We start from the raw sequence: 22,840 nt of genomic DNA, 5'->3' as shown, positions 1-22,840 counted from the left end.
AAAAAAGCCGCTCAGCTCTCGCTGCAGCGGCTTTTTTGTAAAAATCTATCCATCACTAAAAGGGGAATACTAGCGGCGTAATTAGCAGCACTGCCGCTGAATAGGTGAGGCTAATAGGCAAGCCGATCTTGAAAAAGTCGGTGATTTTGTAGCGCCCTGGTGAATACACCATGAGGTGGGTTTGGTAGCCAAACGGAATCAGAAAGCAAGCGCTAGCACCGTAGGCAACGGCCATGACAAAAGGCAGCGGGTCGGCCCCAAACGCTTGTGCTGTGCTCCATGCAATGGGAAAGGCCAGCGCGGCGGCGGCGTTGTTGGTGACCGTTTCCGTGAGCAGTAACGTCAATAAATAGCAGCCGATAAAGGCGGCATAAATGCCATAACCGCTAAATACGGCCTGCATGCCATCGGCGAGCAATGCCGCCGCGCCGGAGTTTTCCAGCGCCTGGGCGATGGCCAAGGCAGAGCCAATGATGAGCCATAGCTCGAAAGGAAAACGTCTGCGCAGTTCGGCCATGCTGATCACCTTCAGCAGTAGCAGCGCGCCTAGCAGAATGAGTAAACCGTGAAACAGCGGCAGCCAGTTAGCCGCCGCCAAAGAAATGACGGCCGCAAAACCACCTAGGGTGATCAGGCTTTCCTTACGGTTGAGTTGTGGGCGTGTAAAGCTGCCGCTCAGTAAATGAAAGTTGCGGTCTAGGTTGCGGTGCTGACGAAAATCCGCGCTGACGGCCAATAATAAACAGTCGCCTACCCGGAGAGGGATTTTACCTAATTGTCCCTCTAAACGTTTGTCTCCGCGACGAATACCCACCACACCTGCACTAAACATACTGCGAAAATCGACGTCTTGCAGTGTCTTACCCGCTAATTCCGACTCATGCGAGATCACTACCTCGACCAGATTGGTAGCGAGCAGGTTATCGGCTTGGTGCCCAAACAGGTTGAGGCCAGGAAAGCGCTGCAGTGCCTGCACTTTGCTGACTTCACCGGTAAATACCAGCGTGTCGTCAGCCTGTAGCTGTTCATCGGGAGCCACGGGGCTGATCAGCCTGCCTTGACGCTCAATTTCTAGTAGGTAGAGACCATCTAGGCTGCGTAGCCCGTTCTGCTCGATGCTTTGGCCAATCATGGGAGATTCGGCTTCCACATCGGCGGCCAAGAAATACGAGAGTTTCTCTTCCGTGTCTTCAGGGCGGTGGTGGGGGAGCGCGTTGGCACGCCATAGCAGAACGGCCAGGGTGATCAAGGCAACCGGGATGCCCACCAGGCTAAACTGAAACATGCCCAGCTCGCTGCCGCTGGCGTTCAGATGAAAAGAGTTCACCACGAGGTTCGTCGAGGTGCCCACCAGCGTGGTAATGCCGCCAAGAATCGATGCGTAAGAGAGTGGGATCAGTAGCCGTGAAGGTGCAATGCCTTGCTGGCGAGTAATGGCCCCTAGAAAGGCGGCAACGACGGCGGTGTTGTTCAAAAAAGCCGATAGTACGGCAGTGCTGCCCATCAGCCGTGCCGTCGCCAATTTCGGGTGGCCCTTGAGTAAATGCTTAGACAGCCAGTCGAGCAGCGGCGAGCGCTCCAGCGCCAGCGATACCAGCAAGAGTAACAGCAGCGTAGCCAGTGCTGGGTTGGTGTACTGTACGAGTAACGTGCTCGTATCGATGAATCCCACCAGCAAGTAACCAGCGGCCAGTGACACAAACGCGATGGCAGGTTTGACCTTTCCGCTAATCAATAAAACTAACAACAAGGTAATGGATAACAAGACGGCCCAGGGGGTCATGTGGGGTCCTTATGTCAACAGAAAATACATGTCTACTTGCTGGATTTTACGCAGGCTTTTATGATGGTGTCTAATAATTACCATTAGCAGTGTTGTTTTTCGCTTTGTTTTTGTTTTTAAAGCAAGGGGTTATGTTTAAAATTGAGCGCTAAACATTTGTCGCCTGAAGCCCTGAATGAGCAGCGTAAAAAAGCTGTCAGGCTGCGTTTGGATGGCCATACGGTAGCGGTGGCCAGCCAACGTACGGGGTTGTCTGCGCCTACGGTTTCGGCGGCGTGGAAGGCCTTTCGCGAAGGGGGATGGGCTGCCGTACCCGTTAAGCCGCGTGGCCGGACGAAGGGGCAGGGCAATACGCTGGGCGCTGCCGCCCAGACCGTACTTTGGGAGGCGCTTTATGGTGCACCTCCTCAAGGCATGCCGGGCTGGAGTAGCGCTGCGCTGGCCGACTTGGTGAATGTGCGCTTGGGGCTAAAGCTCACCCAGCGTGCCATTGAGCACTGGTGGGAAACCGAAGGGTTGCAGCATGCCCCCTGGGAGCTGAATGCGCTAGCCAAAAAGCGCACTCGTGCAGGGCGGTGGTTCGAGAAAACGGTCGCCCCGACGTTCTCTCTCTACCCGAGCGCCGAGCAGCGCTGGCAGGGCGGCGTAAGACGTGTGGCGCATGTGCAGCGGGCGCTCTATCAAGTGTACCTGCACGGGGCACGCGGAAAGCTCTACATGCGCTGTTACGAGCGTCCGCCGGCCGCGTTCGATTATCAGGCGGTGTGGGCATCGCTGCCTCGGCCTGCCGCCGTGGTGTTTCACGGCGCGCTGTTCTCGGCTAGCCAAACGCTTACCGAGTGGCTCGATCGCCAAACGACGTTAACGGTCGTGGCGGTACCGGCAGATATCGGTTTGGAACACCGCTAAGGCTTTTTATCCATAGGTTTTTAAGGCAGTGCCGCGAGCGGCCACTTGAAAACGGTTTTTTCACACAACGTTGGGAAAGATGATGACATCACTCACCCATTTACAGCGGCTGGAAGCGGAAAGCATCCAGATCATGCGCGAAGTGGTCGCCGAGACCGAAAACCCGGTGATGCTCTACTCCGTCGGTAAGGATTCAGCGGTGATGCTGCATCTGGCGCGTAAGGCCTTTGCTCCCTCGCCGCCTCCTTTCCCGCTGCTGCACGTCGATACCCGCTGGAAATTCCAAGCGATGTACGAATTCCGCGACAAGATGGCCGAAGAGATCGGCATGGAATTGATCGTGCATATCAATCCGGAAGGAGTGGAGAAAGATATCAACCCCTTCACTCACGGTTCGGCCATTCATACCGATGTGATGAAAACCGAAGGCTTGAAGCAAGCACTGGACAAGTATGGCTTCGATGCAGCGTTTGGCGGGGCACGGCGCGATGAAGAGAAGTCCCGTGCCAAAGAACGCGTGTTCTCTTTTCGCACCGCGCAGCACCGCTGGGATCCGAAAAATCAGCGGCCGGAACTGTGGAAGCTTTACAACACGCGCAAGCACCCTAAAGAGTCCATTCGTGTCTTCCCGCTCTCGAACTGGACCGAGCTGGATATTTGGCAGTACATCCATCTGCAGAACATTCCCATCGTTCCGCTTTATTACGCTGCCGAGCGTCCGGTAGTGGAGCGTGATGGCGCGCTGATCATGGTTGATGATGACCGCATGCCGTTGGAACCGGGTGAAGTGCCCATGATGCGCAAGGTACGTTTCCGTACCTTAGGTTGCTACCCGCTGACCGGTGCCGTGGAGTCGGAAGCCGACACGCTACCCGCAATCATTCAAGAGATGCTGTTGACCAAAACATCCGAGCGCCAGGGCCGTGTGATCGACCATGACAGCGCGGCGTCCATGGAGAAGAAGAAGCAAGAGGGGTACTTCTAATGTCGCACTCATCCGATCTGATTGCTGAAGATATCGAGGGCTACCTGAAGTCCCACGAGCATAAAGGTTTGTTGCGCTTCATCACTTGTGGAAGCGTGGACGATGGCAAAAGTACCCTGATTGGCCGTTTGCTGTTCGAATCCAAGCTGCTGTTCGAAGACCAGCTGGCTGCCATCGAAGCCGATTCCAAGAAGTACGGAACGCAAGGCGGTGAGATGGACTTTGCACTGTTGGTCGATGGTCTGGCCGCTGAGCGCGAACAGGGTATTACCATCGATGTGGCGTACCGCTTCTTCTCCACCGAGAAACGCAAATTCATCGTCGCGGATACGCCAGGGCACGAGCAGTACACCCGCAACATGGTGACCGGGGCGTCTACGGCCGATGCGGCGATTCTGATGGTGGATGCTCGCCACGGCATTCTGACCCAAACCCGCCGTCATAGCTTTTTGATGTCGCTGATGGGCATGCGCCATATCATCGTTGCCATCAATAAAATGGACTTGGTGGATTACTCGAAAGCGCGTTACGACCAAATCGTCGAGGAGTACCGCGCGTTCGCCAAGCAGTTAGGGCTTGAAAACATCACCTTCATTCCGATGTCGGCATTGAAGGGCGATAACGTCATCGAGCACAGCGCGAAGATGCCGTGGTATCACGGCACCACGTTGATGGGCTACCTGGAGACCGTCGAGGTAGACGACGAGCGCCTGCAGCGTTCACCGTTCCGAATGCCCGTGCAGTGGGTCAACCGCCCGAATCTCGATTTCCGGGGTTTTACCGGTATGATCGCCAGCGGCGTCGTTCGTCCTGGTGATCCTATTCGTGTACAGCCCTCAGGTAAAACCAGCACCGTCTCGCGCATCTATACGTTCGATGGCGATTTGGAGGAAGCGGTCGCCGGGCAATCCATCACGCTGCTGCTCGATGACGAGATCGATATTTCCCGTGGGGACATCATTTCTGGCGTCGACCAGCCGGCACACACGGCCGACCAGTTCGAAACCACGCTGGTATGGATGCATGAGGCGCCGCTGCTGCCGGGACGTCCCTACCTAATGAAACTAGGGACTCAGCTCGTATCTGCCACGGTCACCGATATCAAGTATCAGGTAAACGTCAATACGCTTGAGCACACGGCGGGGAAGCAGCTGGACTTGAATGGGATCGGCGTGTGTACGATTAGCTTGAACCGCGCCGTCGCGTTCGATGCGTATAAAGAGAACCAGGATACCGGTGGTTTCATCCTCATTGACCGTATGACGAACAATACGGTTGGCGCTGGCATGCTGCACTTTGCGCTACGCCGCAGCCAGAACATTCATATGCAGCACGTGGATATCGACAAGCAGGCACGCGCGCTAGCCAAAGGGCAAAAGCCTGCGGTGCTATGGTTCACGGGGTTGTCTGGCGCGGGTAAGTCGACCATTGCCAACTTGGTGGAAAAGAAGCTGTTTGGTAACGGCCAGCATACTTACTTGCTGGATGGCGATAACGTCCGCCATGGCTTGAACCGTGACCTGGGGTTCACCGATGCCGACCGGGTCGAGAACGTGCGCCGGGTGGCAGAAACCGCCAAGCTGATGGTCGATGCGGGCCTGATCGTCATGTCGGCGTTCATTTCACCGTTCCGCAGCGAGCGGCAGTTGGCCCGCGACTTGTTGGAAGAGGGTGAATTCATCGAGATTTATGTCGATGCGCCGCTGGACGTGGTGGAAGCGCGTGATCCAAAAGGCCTCTACAAAAAGGCGCGCCGTGGCGAATTGAAGAACTTTACGGGGATCGATTCCGCCTATGAAGCGCCCGAGTCGCCCGACGTTCATTTGAAGACGTCTGAAATGAGTGCCGAAGAAGCCGCCGATGCGGTAATCGAGGCGCTACGTGAGCGCGGCTTGATCAGCTAACGACACGCAGTTGACGTCGCGTAGGGGGTTGGAGTCAGCCTCTGTCGTCATACCGCCAACGACTTAGCATCTTTGGGTTGTTGGCGGTTTTTAATGTCGAATGTAAAGGATGGATACGATGATCGATCAAACACTGCTGGAGGCGGTAGAGCGTATTGCGCGCGAGGCAGGCGATGCCATCATGAAGGTCTATGCCCGTGACTTCAGCGTCGAAGAGAAAGAGGATAAAAGCCCGCTGACCGAGGCGGATCAAGCGGCTCATCACGTCATCGTGCGGGGCCTTCAGTCGCTGTCGGTTCGCCTCCCGATTCTCTCCGAAGAGGACATGGAAGGGTTTGCGGGCGTGAATGCCGACGGACGCTATTGGCTGGTCGACCCCTTGGATGGCACCAAAGAGTTCATCAAGCGTAATGGTGAGTTCACCGTCAACATTGCGCTGATCGAAAACGGTGTACCCGTGCTCGGTGTGGTCACTGCCCCTGCGTTGGGGGCGGCGTATGTGGCGGCTGAAGGCGTAGGTGCGTTTAAGGTGGAGAAAGACGGCCAACGTCATGCCATTCAAGTGGCTGGACAGCCTGCTGAAGGCTCAACTTGGCGCGTCGTGGGCAGTCGCTCTCACCCCAGCCCAGATTTAGCGGCTTGGCTGAATAAATTAGGCGAACACGAAATGCTCCCCATGGGCAGCTCGCTCAAGCTTTGCTTAATTGCTGAAGGTAAAGCCGATGCTTACCCGCGCTTAGGCCCTACCTGCCTCTGGGATACCGGCGCCGCTCATGCGGTCGTGCGCTATGCAGGCGGACGCGTCGAGACCTTGGAAGGCGAACCGCTCAGCTATGCCAACCCCGCTGAAAAGCTAAACCCTTATTTTGTGGTGTGGGGCCACTAAATTACCCGTATTGATAGGTGCCACCGCACTTGAGGTAGGCACCCGCGAAGCACTCCGCTAGGAGTGCCAATCTTGGCACTGAGTTGTGATCATTCACAGCGGCCTAACCCAGGCGGCTACCTGCCGCCCCCGCGGGTGCCTCATTTGCTCGTTGCTCTCGTTCATTCGTTACGCCGCGCTACGTGGCACTACGGCGCTCAAGTGGAGCATCGTTATCACGCACCCGCGAGCCAGTAGGGCCGAGGATTCTTCCCAGTTCATGGCGGCCACTTCGGGTGTGTCTCGTGTGCCCCAGTCTGGCGCGTACCGTCCTTTTTTACGCATTGGTGAAAGCTGGACTATTGCCATTCGCGAGGGGACTGCGCCCAGCCGTGCTTCACCGGGTTGTAGTGGATGTAATCCATGTGGCGTTGCCAGTCGTTTTCGTCGCGAATTACGTGTTCCCAAAAACCACGCTGCCAGGCATGTTGGCTGCCGGGTGGAAACAAAAATTCTTGAGACGCATATTTTTTGACGTCTCTCCATCGGGAGGAATAATCCGCATCCCCTTCGGGGAGTGTCCAGATACAGTGCAGGTGGTCGGGCAGGAGAACAAAGGCATCCATTTGAAACGGTTGTTCGTCACGCACTCGACGAAATGCTCGGCCAAGTGCATCTATATTTAAACGATCCGATAACAGCGGTTGACGACCATAAGTCACCACGGTGAAAAAGTAGGTGCCGCCTGGGATATAGGCGCGTCGGTAGGTCGCCATGGCTGCTTCCTTGCAGTGATTGATGCCAATAGCCTACCGTCGATGAGAAGACGATGCATCTTTACAGCCACGATGCCCATGCTGAGTAGCCATGCTGTGTAGGGTAAGGGACAATATGGCATGACATTCCCTCATATGATGGGAGCCCTATTGATCCAAGGAGCAGACGTGTGAGCATTGAGCAGTTTGGCGTTTATGTGTTGACCATGAGAGACGAGACAAGGATTGCCTCTATCGAGCGCCAAATGTCTCAGTTGAGTATGTCGTTTCAGTACATTGATGCCACGGTCCTGGAGAAAAGCGAGCATGCCGATCTGCCCATCGATAGCGATGCGATTCAAGGGCGATACGGCCGGATGCTCACGAAAGGCGAGGTGAGCTGCTTTGTAAGCCATCGAAGAATCTGGCAGCAAGTGGTGGATGCCGGGAAGCCTTGCGTCATTTTTGAGGACGATGCGCTTATCGAACGAGAACTCCCAGCATTTTTAGATCGTTTGTTAGACGCGAATGCTCCGTTCGATGTGGTGTTGTTAGGCCACTCTAAAAAAGATCACCGCCGGAAAACGCTGTATCACTTTTTTGAACCCTTAAAGCGTTGGAGTCCAATAGGGGCCTTTAAGCTCGGGCGCGGCTTCAAAACGTGGCCCTCTGGTGCGGTGGGGTACGTTGTGACACCTGCTGGGGCAACTAGATTGTTAGAGGCTTCTACCACGCTCCGCTGTGTGTTGGATGACTGGCCGCACTTTGAAAGTAAGGGCGTTAAGGTACAGGAAGTGAGGCCGTTATTGGTGTGGGAAGATTTCATCAATATCGAAAGTTCGTTAGAGGGAGACCGCCAAACACCTTCGCGTCGTAAGATCTTTTTCATGGCGCGCGTACTGCGAGGATGCCTTCGCCACCTTCAATCTAGGAAGGACGATTGATGATGCCCTTTCGTCGTTCATTAGAAAGACTGCTGCCCTTTATGACGGCGGCAACGCCCGGTGGTTTTCGTATTTTTGTACTGGGTGTGGCTGGTTTCTTTTTAGTCCCTGACAGCGTGGTGTTTTTTTCCACTCAGTACACCTTGGCAGCCTTTTTTGTCATGGTGTCGGGGGTGGGGTTTTCCACTATTTTGATGAAGCGTATGGCCGAGGATGAGCGCTTGGCGATACTGCTGCGGTACGCGGCATCGTGTGTGGTGGTAGGCGGGGGAGTGTCGGCTTTTGCGTTACTGATGGCGTCTCTGGCCGTTCCTGTCCCGCATTGGCTAGACGTGTTTGCACTGATCCTGATGACGTCGGTATATCAGGTTTTTCGTAATTATTTAGTCTTTAAGCGCCAATTTTGGAGGCTGTTTTTTTACGATGGCGTCATTGGGTGCCTGTTTATCGCCATGATGCTGCTGATGTTCTTTATTGAAGGGCCGCTCCATGCAGATCAGTTGTTGAACGTATTATCGATCTCATACGCGTTGGCCTTCGTCATGTTTGTGGGTGTATTGGTTTTCCAAGAGGGCAACACTCGCGTTTCTGGTGACACGCTGTTCATCGCGCCCAGCGATTTAGTGTCGAGTTTGGTGGTTGGTTTTTCCAACGCGGCGAGTAGTGGCGTCGGTTTCATTTTGCCCTCGCTGTTTATCGCCCTGGGAGGAAGTGAGGTTGCTCTTGTAGCGTCGCTATGTGCTGCGGTCTTTAGCGCGATGTCCGCTTTACCACGAGGGCTGATTAATAATAGTGCTGCGGCGTTGTCTAAAATGGTGATGGCACGTGATTATGCGCGTTCGGTCGTGGTGCCGCTTCGTCAAAAAATCCATGCCTTGGTCGCCGCTTTGGTGCCTGCGCTGTCGCTGACGATTATCGTGTATTTTTATATGTCTGGTGCGGTGAACGATACTTGGTTGGTGCTGTTTTTTGTTGCGGCTTTTGCGTTTAACGTCGCTACTGGGCAGTTGGGTGTTATTGAATCGGTGCTGATTAATTTTTGTGGCTATGAGCGCCTTTCACTTGCCTTCAATATGGTGGTTTTTTTATTCGTATTGCTGGTGTTTGGCATCGTGCGCTTAATGCCGCAAGCCCAGGAGTGGGTATTTATTATTTACGCGGTGCCTTTTGTACTTGGTGTGATCAACATCTTACGGCTGTTTTGGTATCGGAGGATGGTGCAGCGCTATTTTGCGACCATCCGCTAGCCTTTCAGAGTTCGTAGCACCGTGTCGGGGGCTTCCATCAAGGTGAGGGTCCCCGAAGCGCAGCGTAAGCGGTGCCAAGGGGGCGATGATGATTCACGGTGGTTAAATCAGGCGGTTAGCGCCGCCCCCGCGGGTGCCTCTTTCGCTCGTTGCTCTCGCTCTTTCGTTACGCCGCGCTACGTGGCTCCAGTGCACTTAAGCGGGCACCCGTAGCGCGGTGTAAGCGATAGCGCACCCGCGAAGCACTCCGTTAGGAGTGCCGATGGTGGCGCCGAGGTCTGATGCTGCACGGTGGCTCTATCCAAGTGGCTATCTGCCGCCTTCGCGGGTGCCACATTGTGTGGCACAGCATTCATTTCGTGTGGCTATACGCTCTTCACCGCTTTTCCAAGCTTTCAACCGGTAGCTCTACCTGCTGAGGCCGTTGGAGGACGTTCAGCAACACGATGGCGCGCTCTTCACCCTTACAGCGGGTGAAGATGGCTTCTAGGTCTTTGAAGGGGCCGTCGGTGATGGTGACTTTTTCTCCGGCAGTGAAGTAGCTGTGGCTACCTTCTTGGCGGTGGGGTTGGGCGCGTAAGGTCTCTACAAGCGCGTCGGGCACGGCGATGGGGGTGTTGCCGAAGGTGAGTAGGCGCAGTACGCCCCGGGTAGAGCGAATGGGACGCCAGTTGCTGACGACCTGGTCTAATCGAATAAACAGGTAGTAGGGGAACAGCGGCTCAGTGACGGTGGTGAGCTTCCCTTGGCGTTTGCGTTTTACATCCAACACTGGATGAAACACCTCGTAACCTTGGTTCGAAAGATGCTCCGCCGCGCGAAAGGATTCGCTCCCTTTGCACTGAATGACGTACCAGTGGGCAGTGCTGGTCTCGGTTGCTTCTACTACCATTGACTACCTTTCCTATTGCCCGGTGGCTCCCTAGGTTAACGTACCACCTTCCAGGCGGCTATCGCCGCCCTCGCGGGTGCCTCTTTCGCTCGATGCTCTCGCTCTTTCGTTACGCCGCGCTACGGTGTTACCACTCACCACTCACCACTCACCACTCACCACTCACCACTCACCACTCACCACTCACCACTCACCACTCACCACTCACCACTCACCACTCACCCGTCACATCCCTTTCGCCATCAACTTTTCAAGCACGTCCAACGTCTCGTCGATGTGTGCTTGGGTATGTTCGCAGGAGAGGAAGAAGCGCAGGCGGGCGCTTTTTTCCGGTACGGCGGGGTACAGAATGGGCTGAACGTTGATGTCTTGCTCCAGCAGCGCGTTGGAGAGGTGCGCGGCCAGGGGCGAGCTGCCGACGATGATGGGCACCACGGCGGAGCCGATGCTGTGGCCTGTGTCCATGCCACGGGCTTGGGCTTGCTCTAAGAAGTAGCGGGAGATTTCCTGCAGTTTGGCGACGCGCTCGGGTTCCTGGGGCATGAGCTCCAGCACTTTGAGCGAGGGGGCGGCCACTTGCGCGGGCATGCCGACGCTGTACAAAAAGCCCGGTGCGAAGTAGCGCAGCGTTTCCACTAGCGCGGTGTTGCCAGCAATGTAGCCGCCGCAGCCAGAAAGCGTTTTGCTCATGGTGCCCATCCAGATATCGACATCGGTGGGGTCAATCGCAAAGTGTTCCCGCAGGCCGAGGCCGGTTTCTCCCATCACGCCGAAAGAGTGGGCTTCATCGACCATTAGCCAGGCTTGATGGCGCTGTTTGAGGGCGATAAAGCGCGGCAGATCGGGGATGTCGCCGTCCATGCTGTAGAGCCCCTCGATCACTATCAACACACGCTCGAACTGGTGGCGGTGCTGGGTGAGCAGTGCTTCCAGGGCGTCCGGGTCGTTGTGGCTAAACGACATGCGCTTGGCACCAGAGAGCTGTGCGCCCACCAACGAGCTGTTGTGAATATACTCGTCGTGCAGGATGAGATCTTTTGGGCCGAGCAGGTAGCCAAGGGTAGATACATTGGTTGCGTGGCCGCTGACGAACGCGACGGCATCCTCTACGGCGTAGGCCTTGGCAATGGCACGCTCTAGCTCACCATGAATAGGGCGCTCCCCTGAGACCACACGGCTGGCTGAGACAGAGGTGCCATAGTGGGCGGCTGCATCACTGGCGGCTTGAACGACACGCGGGTCTCCGGAGTAGCCCAGGTAGTTGTAGCTGGCGAAGTTAATGCAGGTGCGGCCATCCATCACGCTTGTCGCCCCGGCAAGGCCGTCGTGTACCTTGAAGAAGGGCACTTTCAGGCCAAGCTGTTTAGCGCCTTCGCGCAGCAGCATAAGCTGTTGATAGCCCGGGTGGGCATCAAAGCGTGTAAAGCGCTCAGGAACAGAGCGGGCTGCCCCCGCGCTTTGGGCGCTGGGGGCAGAGGGACTGGCGGCTCTGGCGGTGGGACGCTTGCGCGCTTGCTCCAGAAGTTGGCGTTTTAACTCAGAACGCTTGGCGGTCATGGTGTCTCGGTCGCAGGGGATGATGCTGGCTCACTGTTAAGGCCATCCGCACCGTGGCGGGCGGCCAGAGAGGCTAACGCATCTTGTGGCGACTCTTCAACATCCTCATCGTGCTGGTGCAGTTTTTGAATCAACACGCCCGCGAGCTTATCGAGCGTAGACGCTTCGCTGAGCACCATCACCGGTACCTGAACGCCTAGACGGTTCTCGATGGCGGTCATCAGCTCGACCCCCATGAGCGAGTCGAAGCCCATGTCATAAACCGAGCGGTTCACGTCGATCTTCTCTTCGTCGATCAGCAGAATGCTGGCGAGCTCGGCGCGCAGCAGTTCGGTAATCGTGCTGTGCAGTTCTTCTGGCGAGAGATCCGCCAGCAGCGCGCTGATATCGTCGTCGCTATCCAGGCTACCGTCGTCATCGCTGGCCCGAGCAATCTCATCGAAGCGTGGTGCGCTGGAGGTGGGCAGGAAGCGCGCAAGGGCTCCCCACTCCAGTTCCAGTACGCCCAGGCTTGGCCCGGGCGTCAGCAGCATTTGCTCGAGCACATTGAGCGCATCGTCGGAGCGCAGCGCCGAGCCGCCCAGGCGCTCTTGCAGTGCGTCACGGGTGCGAGTGTTACGCGCCAAGAAACCAACGTCGTCAATCGCGCCCCAGCGTACGCAGGTAGCTGGTAGGCCTTGCGAACGGCGGCGAGCCGCGAACGCTTCGAGCCAGTGGTTAGCAGCCACATAGTTGGCTTGGCCGGGGTTACCAAACAGCGTGGTCGCCGATGAATAGAGCACGAAGAAGTCGAGGGCTTCGTTGGCTGTCAGCGCTTCCAGGTGTTTGGCGCCGTCGATCTTCGGTGAGAGCACTTTTTGAATGCGCTCGGCATCCAGGTTGCGAATCAGCCCGTCGTCGATCACCGTGGCAGCATGAACGATGCCACGCAGCGGGCTTAGTTCGCTTTTCGCACGTTCAAGCACCTTGGCCAGCGCATCGCGGTCGGTGATGTCGCAAGCCGCTGCCAGCACTTTCACGCCTTGAGCTTCGAAGGCTGCCACGGCCGCTTGGGCTTCATCGCTGGCCGGTCCGCTGCGGCTGAGGAGAATCAGCTCCCGCGCGCCTTTATCTACCAGCCATTGCGCAGTTTTCAGACCAAACCCGCCCAGGCCGCCGGTCACCAAGTAACTGGCATCGCTGGGTAATGCCATGCGGGCGGTGCCTAGCTGCTCTTGGCGTGGTGGGGCAATGGGCTGTTCGTAAGTCACCACCACCTTGCCGATCTGGCGCGCCTGCTGCATGTAGCGGAAGGCATCGATGACTTGGCTGTGGCTAAAGGCGGTAAACGGCAGCGGACTGAGCGTGCCGTCGTTAAACAGCGCCATCATTTCGCCGAACAGACGCTGGGTGAGGGCGGGTTGCACCTTCATGAGCTGGTCGGAGTCGATCCCGAAGTAGCTCAGGTTGTTGCGGAACGGGCGCAGGCCGATATGGGTGTTTTCATAGAAGTCGCGCTTGCCCAGTTCCAGGAAACGACCGAACGGGCGCAGAGCGCGCAGGTTCTGGTTGATGGCCTCACCGGCCAGGGAGTTAAGGACGATATCGACGCCTTCACCCTGGGTATCTTCGAGGATCTCTTCCGCGAAGGTAAGCGAGCGGGAGTCGTAAAGGCGCTCTTCGCCCATCAGGCGTAGGAAGTCGCGCTTCTCTTCCGACCCCACCGTGGCGTAAATCTCAGCCCCCATCCACTGGGCGATTTGCAGCGCGGCAATACCTACACCGCCTGCTGCGCCGTGAATCAGCACTTTTTCGCCGGGTTCTAGGCGCGCCAGATGCTTCAGCGCGTAGTACACGGTAAAGAACGTGGTCGGAATGGTGGCCGCAGCGGCGTAGCTGACGCCGTCGGGCAGCGGAGCCACGGCGTGCTGGCTAGCCACCAAGCGGTCGCTGAAGCTAGCGGGGCCAAAGCCCACGACGCCTTGGCCGGGTGTTAGGTGGTGCACGTTACTGCCCACGGCGACGACTTCGCCAGAGAACTCAAGCCCCAGCGTTGGACCTGCAAAGCCGTTTTCGATGGCTTCATCTGAGAGCAGGCCCAGGGTGTACATCACATCGCGGAAGTTGAGGCCGGTTGCTTTGACGCGCACTTCGACGTCATCCGCGCCTAGCTCCGGCAGTTGGCGCGGCCGCCACTGTAGCTGGCGCAGTTGGCCGGGCAGGGTAAAGCCCAGTGTCATGGCTTGGCGTGGCGCTTCGCTGTCGGCGGTTTGCGGATGCGGCGCAGGCAGCGTTCGTAGGCGTGTGGCAAAGCGGGTGCCTTCCTGGGTAATCACCAGCTCGTTTTCGTTATCCGGTTCAGCGATAGAGGCTGCCGCTATGGCTAAAGCGGCCGCGCTGGGGGTATCCGGCAGGTCAATGAGGGTGACGCTGTGGCCCACGGCTTCGTTGGCCAGCGAGCGGCCAAAGCCCCATAGCGCGGCGTCATCGGCGCGTTGATAGCCTTGAGTGGCTAGCCATAGCGTCACGGCACTGCCTTGCGCTTCCAGGCCGCTGGCTTCTAGCGCCAGCGACCACTGCTGTGCGCCAAAGCAGCGTTGGGTTTGAGCCGACGTGGCGGTGCTACCCAGTTCACGCAGGTCAAGCACGTTCAGTGCCGCAGGTGTTTCGGGCAGGTCGGCAAGCGCTTCGTTGAGTAGCGTTTGCGGCGCTGCATCGCTGATGCGAAGCCATACGCTGTGGCCTGCATGGCTATTCAGCTGTTCGGCCAACGCTGCCGCGAGCGCTTCTTGCTGAGCGGCGGCCACCAGCAGCGTTTGGGTGCTGGATGCCTGAACGTTGGCGTCGTTGTGTTCTGTTTGTTGCGCGTGCAGCAGGTAAGCGCCGTTCTCTTCTAACTCGATAGGCGAGGAGACGCTCAGCCCCTGGCTGCTCAACCACTCGATGAGCGTGCTTTGTTCCAGCGCGGCTTGATCGATGCCCGGCGTTGCCAGCAGATCGTCCAGCCAGCGGCTTGGATGAAGGCCAATCACCATGACCTGAGCGCCTGGGGCTAGTTGAGCGGGTAGAGCGTCGATCAACTGGCGTGTGCGTTCGGGCTGGGTGACATCCGCGCTTACAAAGGCGAGCTGCGCTTTTTGCGCGGCGGCCAATGCCGGTAACGCCTCGTCTAACGGCTGAATATCCATCAGCGGGTAGCGCTCTTGCAGCTGTTCCGCTTGATGGTGCGCCGTGTCGCTGGTGGTAAGCGCGCGGTAGCGATAGCGGTCGCTTACTCCTGGCTCGCCATGGGCAAGCTGCTCTAACAGGCGCTGGCCTAGCGCGGGCGCACAGGGGCCTGCTTCCAGCAGATTGAGACGTTGTCCATCCGGTAGGGTGGCCAGCGAGGCGTCCATCAGCGCGCCTAGCTCGCGGGCCAGGACTTGCCAGCCGTTTTCACCGATCAGTACCCGGTTGATGCCAGCCAAGTGCTCGGCAGTAATGCCCAGGCTTTCCAGCGTATCGCTGCCGTTGAGCAGCGGTTCACGGTGCAGGCCCAAACGGCCCACAGCGTGAATGGGCGCGAAGTAGTCGGGGTAATCCTGTACCAGTAGCTGCCAAATGGTTTCTGGTGCCAATGACGCTTCGTCATCTTGAACGGGGCTGGTGCCCTGTTGTGCAAAGGCTTCGCTCAGGCTATCCAGCAGCGGCGCGACTTCTTGCGCATAGCGCTGGCCGGTGCTGGCGGTATAGGCATCGCTTAACCCCATCAAGCGCGTTAAGGCGTCCGCAGGCAGCGGCAGCGCGGCGGCTTGCAATGGGGCAGGGGTGAGCTCTACATCCAGGTAGCTGAAGTGCTGGTGGTGCGCTCGGTTCAGGCGAATGGCCTTGAAGCGTGTCTGGCTTAGCACGGCCACGGCGCGGCCTTGGGCATCAAATAACTCAAAATCGGCCGTGAAGGAGTGCGGGGCACGTTTGCCCATCACCGCACGGGCCAGCACTGGCGCGACTGCCTCGGCATTAACCTGAATGCGACCCACGCGCACCGGTACAAAGGCGAGCTGGGCGGCAAATTCACTGTGCTGTGCCAGCAGCGGAATAAACATCTGGAAGGCGCTATCCAGAATGCCGGGATGCACATGCAGCGTATCTAACTGTTCAGCCACCGCCTCGGAGAGTTTGATTTCACCAATGACGCTATCGCCCTCAATCCAGCCGCGTTGAATGGCTTGGAACGCAGGGCCATAGTGCAGGCCAATACGTTCGGCCATGTGCAGGTGCTCATCCAGGGTGTAGTCGGCGTCTCGCTGAGGCAGCGCTGGCGCTTGGCGATTGAGCAGGAAGCCACGGCTTTCGCGCATGCGGCGCGCCACGGCATTGAGCTGCCACTCGCTTCCCGTGGTGGGCTCGCGGGAGAGAATCTCCAGGCGACCATCATCGGGGTCTAGGGTAAGGCGCATGGTGCGGCCGTTAGGGCCGTCCAGCAGCAGCGGGGCGCGAATTTCCAGCTCTTCGATATCCAGAACTGGCGTCTCTTTCTGCTGCAGCGCGGCGGCAAGCGCGAGTTCTACAAACCCGGCGCCGGGGAAGACCGCGCCTTCACCTACCACGTGGTCGGCAAGCCAGGGCTGCCGCTTGGTGTCTAGCTGGCTTTCCCAGGTGTGCTCTTGCTGCGCTAATGGGTAACCCAGCAGTGGGTGCTGGTAATAGCGTGATAGCAGGCCTTGGCCGTCGTTGGTGCCTTGAACCCATAGGTGAGTGCGCTGCCATGAGTATCGGGGCAGCAGGACGCGCTGGCCCTCTACCGGGAAGAAGCGCTGGCTGTTGACGCTTAATCCGCTGAGTAGCAGCTGGCTGAGCGTGCGGTTCAAGCCGTCTAACCCAGGCTTGTGGCGCTCAATGGTGCCGAACACTAGGCCGCTGCGCTCTTGCTGGCGCAGCGATTCGTTGAGGTAGCGGCGCAAGATCGGGTGCGCGCCGACTTCGACGAAGACGTTGTAGCCTTGCTCAATCAATGCGGTGGCGGCGCTATCGAACAGCACCGGCTCGCGAATATTGAGCCACCAGTAGTGGGCATCCAGTTTCGTCCCTTCACTGAGCGCGCCTGTCACCGTAGAGAAATAGGGGATCTCTGTGGCTTGGGGCTTGATATCCGCGAGAGCATCAACCACGCCTGCCTGGATGCTATCCATGGCGGGGCTATGGAAGGCGTAATCAAGCGGCAGCCGCTTGGCAAAGGTGCCCTCGGCGCTCAGTGCGGCTTCCAGCTCGCTAAGCTGGCCGCGGTCGCCTGCTAGGGTAATGCCTTTGGGGCTATTAATGCCTGCTAGGCTTACGCGGTCAAATGCTGGTTTGGCAAGCCAAGGGGCGATCTCTTCAGCGCTCATCGCCACTGCGGTCATCTCACCCAAGCCACGGGTTTTGCCTTGGAAATCGCTGCGGTAATAGATGACTTTGACCGCATCTTCCAGGCTGAGCGCGCCGGAGGCCCAAGCGGCGGCAACTTCGCCCACGCTGTGACCAAATACGGCAGCAGGGGTAATGCCTTGGGCTTTTAGCCACTCGGTGAGCGCCACTTGCAGGGCAAATAGCGCAGGCTGGGCGATTTCGGTGCGTACGAAGCGGCTCTCTTCGCCTTCAGGCTGGTTACGGCCTGCTAATTCGTCACGCAGTGAAAAGCTGCCGTAGCGCTGGAACAGGGCATCGACGCGGTCAATGGCAGCAGTGAAGTCGGCGTCGGTATCCAGTAGGTCGTGGCCCATGGTTTCCCACTGGCAGCCGTTACCGTCATAAACGAACACCGGGCCCCTGGCGTTGGCGAGGCGCTCCAGCGTCATGACCTGGCTGGCTTCGCCTTCGGCAAACTGGCGCAGTGCCGTGGCTGCTTCTTCTGCACTGCTGGCGAAGCATAGTGCGCCGTGGCTGTGCTGCTCACGGTGATGGAACAGCGTATGGGCGATATCGTAAAACCCTTGGCCAGCTTCCTGAAGGTGCTTAGACAGGGCAAGGGCGTTTTCCGTTAGCGCTGCTTCGCTTTGGGCGCTTAAACGAATGGGCAGCGGGGTATCCGGTGTTTGGCGAGGCGCTGCGGTTTTTTCCGGTGCGCTTTCCAAAATCACGTGGGCGTTAGCACCACCAAAGCCAAACGAGTTAATGCCAATCACCAAGCGGCCTTCGGGTTTTAGCGGCTGGGCTTTGGTGACCACGCTTAAATTCCACTCATCGAATTTGATGCGTGGGTTCAGCTTACGAATGCCGATGGTCGCGGGGACTTCACGGTGCTGTAGGCTGTACAGTGCTTTCGCAAGCCCGGCGACGCCTGAGGCGGTTTCCAGGTGGCCTACGTTACTCTTCACCGAGCCGATCAGCAGCGGCGTTTGGCGATGTTTGCCAATCGCTTCGCCAATGGCGCGGGTTTCAATCGGGTCGCCAACGGCGGTGCCAGTGCCGTGTGCTTCTAAATAGTCGATCTCATCGGGGGAGATACCGGCCTGTTCGTAAGCTCGGCGCATAAGATCGGTTTGGGCGCTGGGGTTCGGTACCGTCAGACCCGATTTATGACCATCGGTATTCACCGCTGAGCCTGCGACCACGGCCAGAATGTTATCGCCGTCGGCAACGGCTAGGTCGTAGTCCTTGAGCAGGAATAGGCCAGCCCCTTCCGAGCGCACGTAGCCGTTGCCCGCTTCATCGAACACTTGGCAGCGGCCGGTGGGCGAGAGCATGCTGGCTTTAGAGAAAATGATAAAGCCGTAGGGGTGCAAGTGCAGGCTGATACCGCCCGCCAGTGCCATGGTCGTTTCACCGCTGCGAATGGATTGGCAAGCCTGGTGAAACGCCACCATGGAGGACGAGCACGCGGTGTCCAGCGACATGCTGGGGCCATGCAAGTCAAACACATAAGAGAGGCGGTTGGAGGCGATGCTCGAGGTGTTGCCCGTGGCGGTCGAAGCATCAATAGCCGACATGTCATCGGCTAAACGGTAAGAGTAGTCAAGACTGGCGACGCCCAGGAAAACGCCGCACTGGCTGCCACGCAGAGTGCTGGGCACAATGCCGGCGCTTTCCATGGTTTCCCAGGCGAGTTCCAGCAGCATGCGCTGCTGCGGATCCATATTGGCCGCTTCGCGTGGGGAAATACCGAAAAACTCTGCGTCGAACCCGCTGATATCGCCCAGGCTGCCCGCAGCAAAGGTAACGCTGGTGCCAGGGTGGCGTTTATCTGGGTGCCAAAAGGCTTCATGGCTCCAGCGATCTGGGGCCACTTGGGTGACGAGGTCTTTTTCGGCTTGCAGGTCTTGCCAGAACGTTTCAGGGGTGGTGCCGGGGAAACGATGGGCGGCACCGATGATGGCCACACGTTTAGTCATTCTTGCTCCTGAGGTTCTGGTTCTGCCTTGATCACATCGTTACTTATATCGCGTCCAAACACTTGTTTAAATAGCCGGACGCCAAGTTCGTTGGCTGCTATTCCCTGCGGCGGTTGCTCGGCAGGCATTTGGTCAGGCGGTGTTGGTTGCGTTGACCATATCATGTATGGGGTGCTGCCCGTAGGGGGCATGAAGTACCCATACGCATCGGGCAGTATAGGGACGTGGTCGCCATACCAGCCCAGTATTCCAGGCCTCGTGCTCTCGTTTAGCGCTGTTTTAACGCTTGCCAGCATTTGATCAGCTTCACCTAAATGGTGCAAGTAAACGGCGAGCTCCCGCAGATGGCCTGGAAGCGGCCACGCGGCGTTCGGCAGCGTATCGGCCAAACGTGCCTGTTGGGGCGCTTCCAGATGCAGCGGGCCGTGGTTTTCCATGGTGATCACAAAAATAAATAGCGGCCTATTATCGTCATCTTTCAGCAGGCGTCCAACCTTTCGTGCCACGGCTCGGTCGCCTATGTACTGCCCGTGCTTATCGCTGCTGCTAAACGCGCTGATATCGATAAAGGTATCAAAGCCTAGCTGCGGAATGACCTTATCGCGCATGTAAAAGGTAGCGGGGTAAGGGTGCACGCAAATAGTGCGGTAACCCTGCGCGCGAAAAGCGCTCGCCACGCTGGGCAGCGGGTGGCGGCTTAGCGTGCGGTAGGGGTTGAATTGTCGTGGGCCCCAATCGCTGGGTGTCAGGCCTGTGAGCACCGCGCACTCGGTGCGTACGGTATTGGCGCCCCAAGCGGGTACGCTCAACTCACCCTTTTCGACGGCCTCGGTAAAAGTGGTGTCGAAATGTTGCAGCAGCGACGGGGCGACCTCTGGGCACCATGGGCGCGGATCGAAAAATGATTCGCTCTGGACCAGTACCACATTGGGTAGCGTGGCGATGTCCTGGGGGGCGGCCGCCGCCTGCTGGCTGGCAGCGGTGTAGGGCGATGCCGAGGGATCAGGTGGTGACGAACGCATTAACGCTACACCGTAGGCCCAAAGGCTAGCATGTAGCCCAACACGGTGAAGGTCATCCACGGGTTGGAGGGAAACGGCTGCCAGTGAGCGTAACCCAATCCCCAGCAGCAGTGCGCCCAGCCCAATGAGTAATACGGTGCTTTGCAAAAAGAGCCCAGCGCCCCATTGGCTAATCAGTGACGATTCCAAATAGAGGAAGCTGCCAATGGCGATGGCCCCCGCGCTGCTGGCAGCGATGGCGAGGCCAATGCCAAAAAAGGGAACATAAAGGCGTGGGTGCAGAATGGCGTCCCAAAAGTACTCAAAGTCGTGGCAAATAAACGGCTCGTTGAGCGTTTTGGACTTGGTATTGCTCGATTGAATCACTACCAGTTGTAGTGAAAGCACAAAGACCACGGCAAACCAGGGGCGCTGAAGTAGCAGCGTGAACATCCCAAATAGCAGTAACCAGCTGCCTAAGTGGATGGTGTTCGCGGCGATGGAGCGCTTCCAGAGGGGAGTAGGCCTTGGAGATAGCAGCGCTTCAAACGCTAAGCTGCCCAATAGCCCTACCAATAATGGCAGACTAAGCGACACTAATAGGCTGGAGAGCATCTTACTGGCCCCCTACATGATCAAAACCCAGCCGTTTGATGAGCCACTGCGACACGCCCGCTGGCAAGATGGCCAGCCACCAAGTGCCAAAATTCAACGGAAAGGGAAAGCTAACCCGTGCACGGTTGGCACCGATACCGCGAGCAATCACTTTTGCAGCGCGCTCTGGCGGCCACTCCCAGGGTTTAGGGCCGGGCATGGCATTGCACATGGGGGAGGTAACGTAGCCGGGCATGATCACCGTCACCCCGATGCCACAGGGGGCTAGCAAGCCCCGCAAGGCTTCGCCATACGCTTTAATGCCTGCTTTGCTGGCGCTGTACGTGGGCGTGCTGGGTAGCCCATGCCAACCAGCCAGTGAGCTGATAAAGACCAGCTGTCCACTACCTCGTTCGCGCATGGCGGGCACCAAGTGGTGCGCCATGGCAATGGGGGTGGTGAGGTTGATATCCAGCAGGACTTGAACGTCTGTCCAAGGCTCGAGCTCACCCAACTGCTCGGGATGTGTGTTCTTGCCCGCGTTAGCGATGACGATATCCGGTAGCTGCTCGGCGCTGAGCGTCGTCAGCCACTGTGCAAGTTCATTTTCATCGGTGAGATTGATGGAGGAGAGCGTCACTTGCGCGCCTTTCTCTCGGCAGGCGCTGGCCACCTGTTCCAGTGCCGCGGTGTTACGGCCATGCAGAATGAGATGCGTCTGTGGGGAGGCATACTCCTTGGCGAGCGCTCCGCCGATGGCCCCCGTCGCGCCGGTGATTAGCACGCAGCGTGAACGTTTTGTCTGTTCCAAAGTTGTGGGATCGGTTGTGGCGTCAACACTCAAAGCAGCTTCTCCAGCGGTGATGGGCAGGCTTCTAATATATGGGCGGCGTTATTGACCGCGAGATCGATGCCTGGCTGGCAGTAAAAACCGCCGTTTATCTGGGTAGCGTGCATGACGGTGTTACGAAAATAGGCAAATAGTTGGGCGCTGGGGGGCGGTGGTTGCTGCCAAAAAGCCTCTAAGGATCCTTTGAAGGTAAGGCCCGCTAAATTGTAAATTGGGTCACTCAGCGTAAAGGTCGGGCACTGGTGCTCCAAAGATACTAGGCCTACGGTGCTGTTGACCGTGACTGTGCCCGTCGCATGCTCCAGTAGCTGATTGAGGTCTCCAGACTCTAGGTAAACGATGCGTCCGTCGAGGCCGTAAAAAGCCGAGAGCCGTGCAATGATGTTGGGGTAGTCGACGAGGCCCATGTCCAAAGGATGGTTTTTGATGCAGAGCAATGCATCACTGGGCGCATACTGAGCAAATGATCTCATCACGTCATCCATGACCTCTTCCATGGTTGTATAGGAGGAGTGGTCACGGATTTGTGCATCCGTATTGAGCTGGAGTGGCAGCATGAAATAGGGCGTGCCGCTGGCAATCATCTCTTTAATACGCCCAGCGTCGCGCACCTTCCACGCTTTCAGCTGTCTGAAGCGTCTGATATAGCCTGCATACTCAATCGGCGCGGAGATGGGAGAGTGGTTGCGATAGCGTGGGGCGATGATGGGGTTTAACAGCCCGGCCACATGATAGGCGACGTCATGACGAGCGCGTATCTTGAATGGCGAGTTGAAGCGGACAGGTTGAGGCGGTGTCGGCAACGCTTTACCTGTCTCGTAAAACCAAGCCGGATCTCTTGGTAGGCGCGAATGACTATTGACGCCATCACGCTCGAGGGTAATCCAATAGGGGCGAAAATAGCCTTCTTCGAACACATGGGTGCGGATGTCGACATCTGACGCCCGTTCGATCGCTGGCCTGTGCACCGGTCGACGATCGCCGAACATGACTTGGTCGGTAATGTTATAACGCTGCCACAGCGACTCTACGTAATCGGGCAGTTGACTCAGTGAACCACGAAACAGGTGTGCAGGACTCTGGGTACCCTGCCAGTAGAGGATATCCCCTGCATTGAAGTTGACTTTAACGACACGGTGACCATCGCTGGTGAGTCGACGGGCTAGGCGCTGGTAAAAGGGCGAGCATACCCCTTGCAGGAATAAAAACGAGCGTTTTTGATTCAA

At 57.6% G+C, this 22,840-nt stretch carries 13 protein-coding genes and 1 pseudogene; 6 read left to right on the top strand and 8 right to left on the bottom strand.

What is annotated here, in order from left to right; translation table 11 throughout:
* Positions 1-55 precede the first annotated feature (55 nt).
* Positions 56-1,783: an SLC13 family permease gene (locus tag CTT34_RS12130; RefSeq protein ID WP_159342660.1), complete on the bottom strand. Its 1,728-nt coding sequence runs from the start codon at positions 1,781-1,783 to the stop codon at positions 56-58.
* Between the two features lie 141 nt (positions 1,784-1,924).
* Here CTT34_RS12130 and CTT34_RS12125 point away from each other — a divergent pair, with 141 nt between their 5' ends.
* The 4 genes from CTT34_RS12125 to cysQ all read left to right on the top strand — a co-directional run bounded on the left by CTT34_RS12125 (position 1,925) and on the right by cysQ (position 6,467).
* Positions 1,925-2,692, top strand: a complete 768-nt coding sequence (locus CTT34_RS12125; RefSeq protein WP_159342659.1) for a helix-turn-helix domain-containing protein — start codon at positions 1,925-1,927, stop codon at positions 2,690-2,692.
* Between the two features lie 82 nt (positions 2,693-2,774).
* Positions 2,775-3,677: a sulfate adenylyltransferase subunit CysD gene (gene cysD / locus CTT34_RS12120; RefSeq protein WP_054641454.1), complete on the top strand. Its 903-nt coding sequence runs from the start codon at positions 2,775-2,777 to the stop codon at positions 3,675-3,677.
* Complete coding sequence (cysN, locus tag CTT34_RS12115) at positions 3,677-5,581, top strand: sulfate adenylyltransferase subunit CysN (protein WP_159342658.1); 1,905 nt, start codon at positions 3,677-3,679, stop codon at positions 5,579-5,581. Before cysD ends, cysN begins: the two co-directional genes overlap by 1 nt.
* 118 nt (positions 5,582-5,699) lie before the next feature.
* The gene (cysQ, locus tag CTT34_RS12110; protein WP_159342657.1) at positions 5,700-6,467 is read left to right on the top strand and encodes a 3'(2'),5'-bisphosphate nucleotidase CysQ; all 768 of its coding nucleotides are present in this window, start codon (positions 5,700-5,702) and stop codon (positions 6,465-6,467) included.
* A gap of 249 nt (positions 6,468-6,716) precedes the next feature.
* Here cysQ and CTT34_RS12105 read toward each other — a convergent pair.
* Positions 6,717-7,222: pseudogene (locus tag CTT34_RS12105) on the bottom strand (REP-associated tyrosine transposase); the annotation flags it as partial.
* A gap of 170 nt (positions 7,223-7,392) precedes the next feature.
* Here CTT34_RS12105 and CTT34_RS12100 point away from each other — a divergent pair.
* A complete protein-coding gene (locus CTT34_RS12100) occupies positions 7,393-8,145 on the top strand; it encodes a glycosyltransferase family 25 protein (RefSeq protein ID WP_159342656.1) in 753 nt (250 codons plus the stop codon).
* Complete coding sequence (locus CTT34_RS12095; protein WP_159342655.1) at positions 8,145-9,392, top strand: hypothetical protein; 1,248 nt, start codon at positions 8,145-8,147, stop codon at positions 9,390-9,392. Before CTT34_RS12100 ends, CTT34_RS12095 begins: the two co-directional genes overlap by 1 nt.
* A gap of 376 nt (positions 9,393-9,768) precedes the next feature.
* On the opposite strand, the gene rfaH is transcribed toward CTT34_RS12095, so the two are convergent.
* From rfaH to CTT34_RS12065, 6 genes are all read right to left on the bottom strand, one after another.
* Positions 9,769-10,284 carry a transcription/translation regulatory transformer protein RfaH gene (gene rfaH / locus CTT34_RS12090; protein WP_159342654.1) on the bottom strand — a complete coding sequence of 172 codons (516 nt, stop codon included), beginning with the start codon at positions 10,282-10,284 and terminating at the stop codon, positions 9,769-9,771.
* 225 nt (positions 10,285-10,509) lie between these two features.
* On the bottom strand, positions 10,510-11,841 hold the full coding sequence (locus CTT34_RS12085) for an aminotransferase class I/II-fold pyridoxal phosphate-dependent enzyme (RefSeq protein WP_159342653.1): 1,332 nt from the start codon (positions 11,839-11,841) through the stop codon (positions 10,510-10,512).
* The gene (locus CTT34_RS12080; RefSeq protein WP_159342652.1) at positions 11,838-19,169 is read right to left on the bottom strand and encodes a type I polyketide synthase; all 7,332 of its coding nucleotides are present in this window, start codon (positions 19,167-19,169) and stop codon (positions 11,838-11,840) included. Before CTT34_RS12080 ends, CTT34_RS12085 begins: the two co-directional genes overlap by 4 nt.
* On the bottom strand, positions 19,166-20,785 hold the full coding sequence (locus CTT34_RS12075; protein ID WP_159342651.1) for an LTA synthase family protein: 1,620 nt from the start codon (positions 20,783-20,785) through the stop codon (positions 19,166-19,168). Before CTT34_RS12075 ends, CTT34_RS12080 begins: the two co-directional genes overlap by 4 nt.
* 1 nt (position 20,786) lies before the next feature.
* Positions 20,787-21,575: an SDR family NAD(P)-dependent oxidoreductase gene (locus CTT34_RS12070; protein WP_159342650.1), complete on the bottom strand. Its 789-nt coding sequence runs from the start codon at positions 21,573-21,575 to the stop codon at positions 20,787-20,789.
* 29 nt (positions 21,576-21,604) lie between these two features.
* Positions 21,605-22,840, bottom strand: coding sequence for a capsule biosynthesis protein (locus tag CTT34_RS12065; RefSeq protein ID WP_159342649.1), 1,236 nt, complete (start codon positions 22,838-22,840; stop codon positions 21,605-21,607).

The sequence above is a fragment of the Halomonas meridiana genome (genome assembly GCF_009846525.1).
Lineage (GTDB): Bacteria > Pseudomonadota > Gammaproteobacteria > Pseudomonadales > Halomonadaceae > Vreelandella.
The sequence above is the reverse complement of the archived record's forward strand: the minus strand, read 5'-3'. Positions and strand labels throughout refer to the sequence as shown.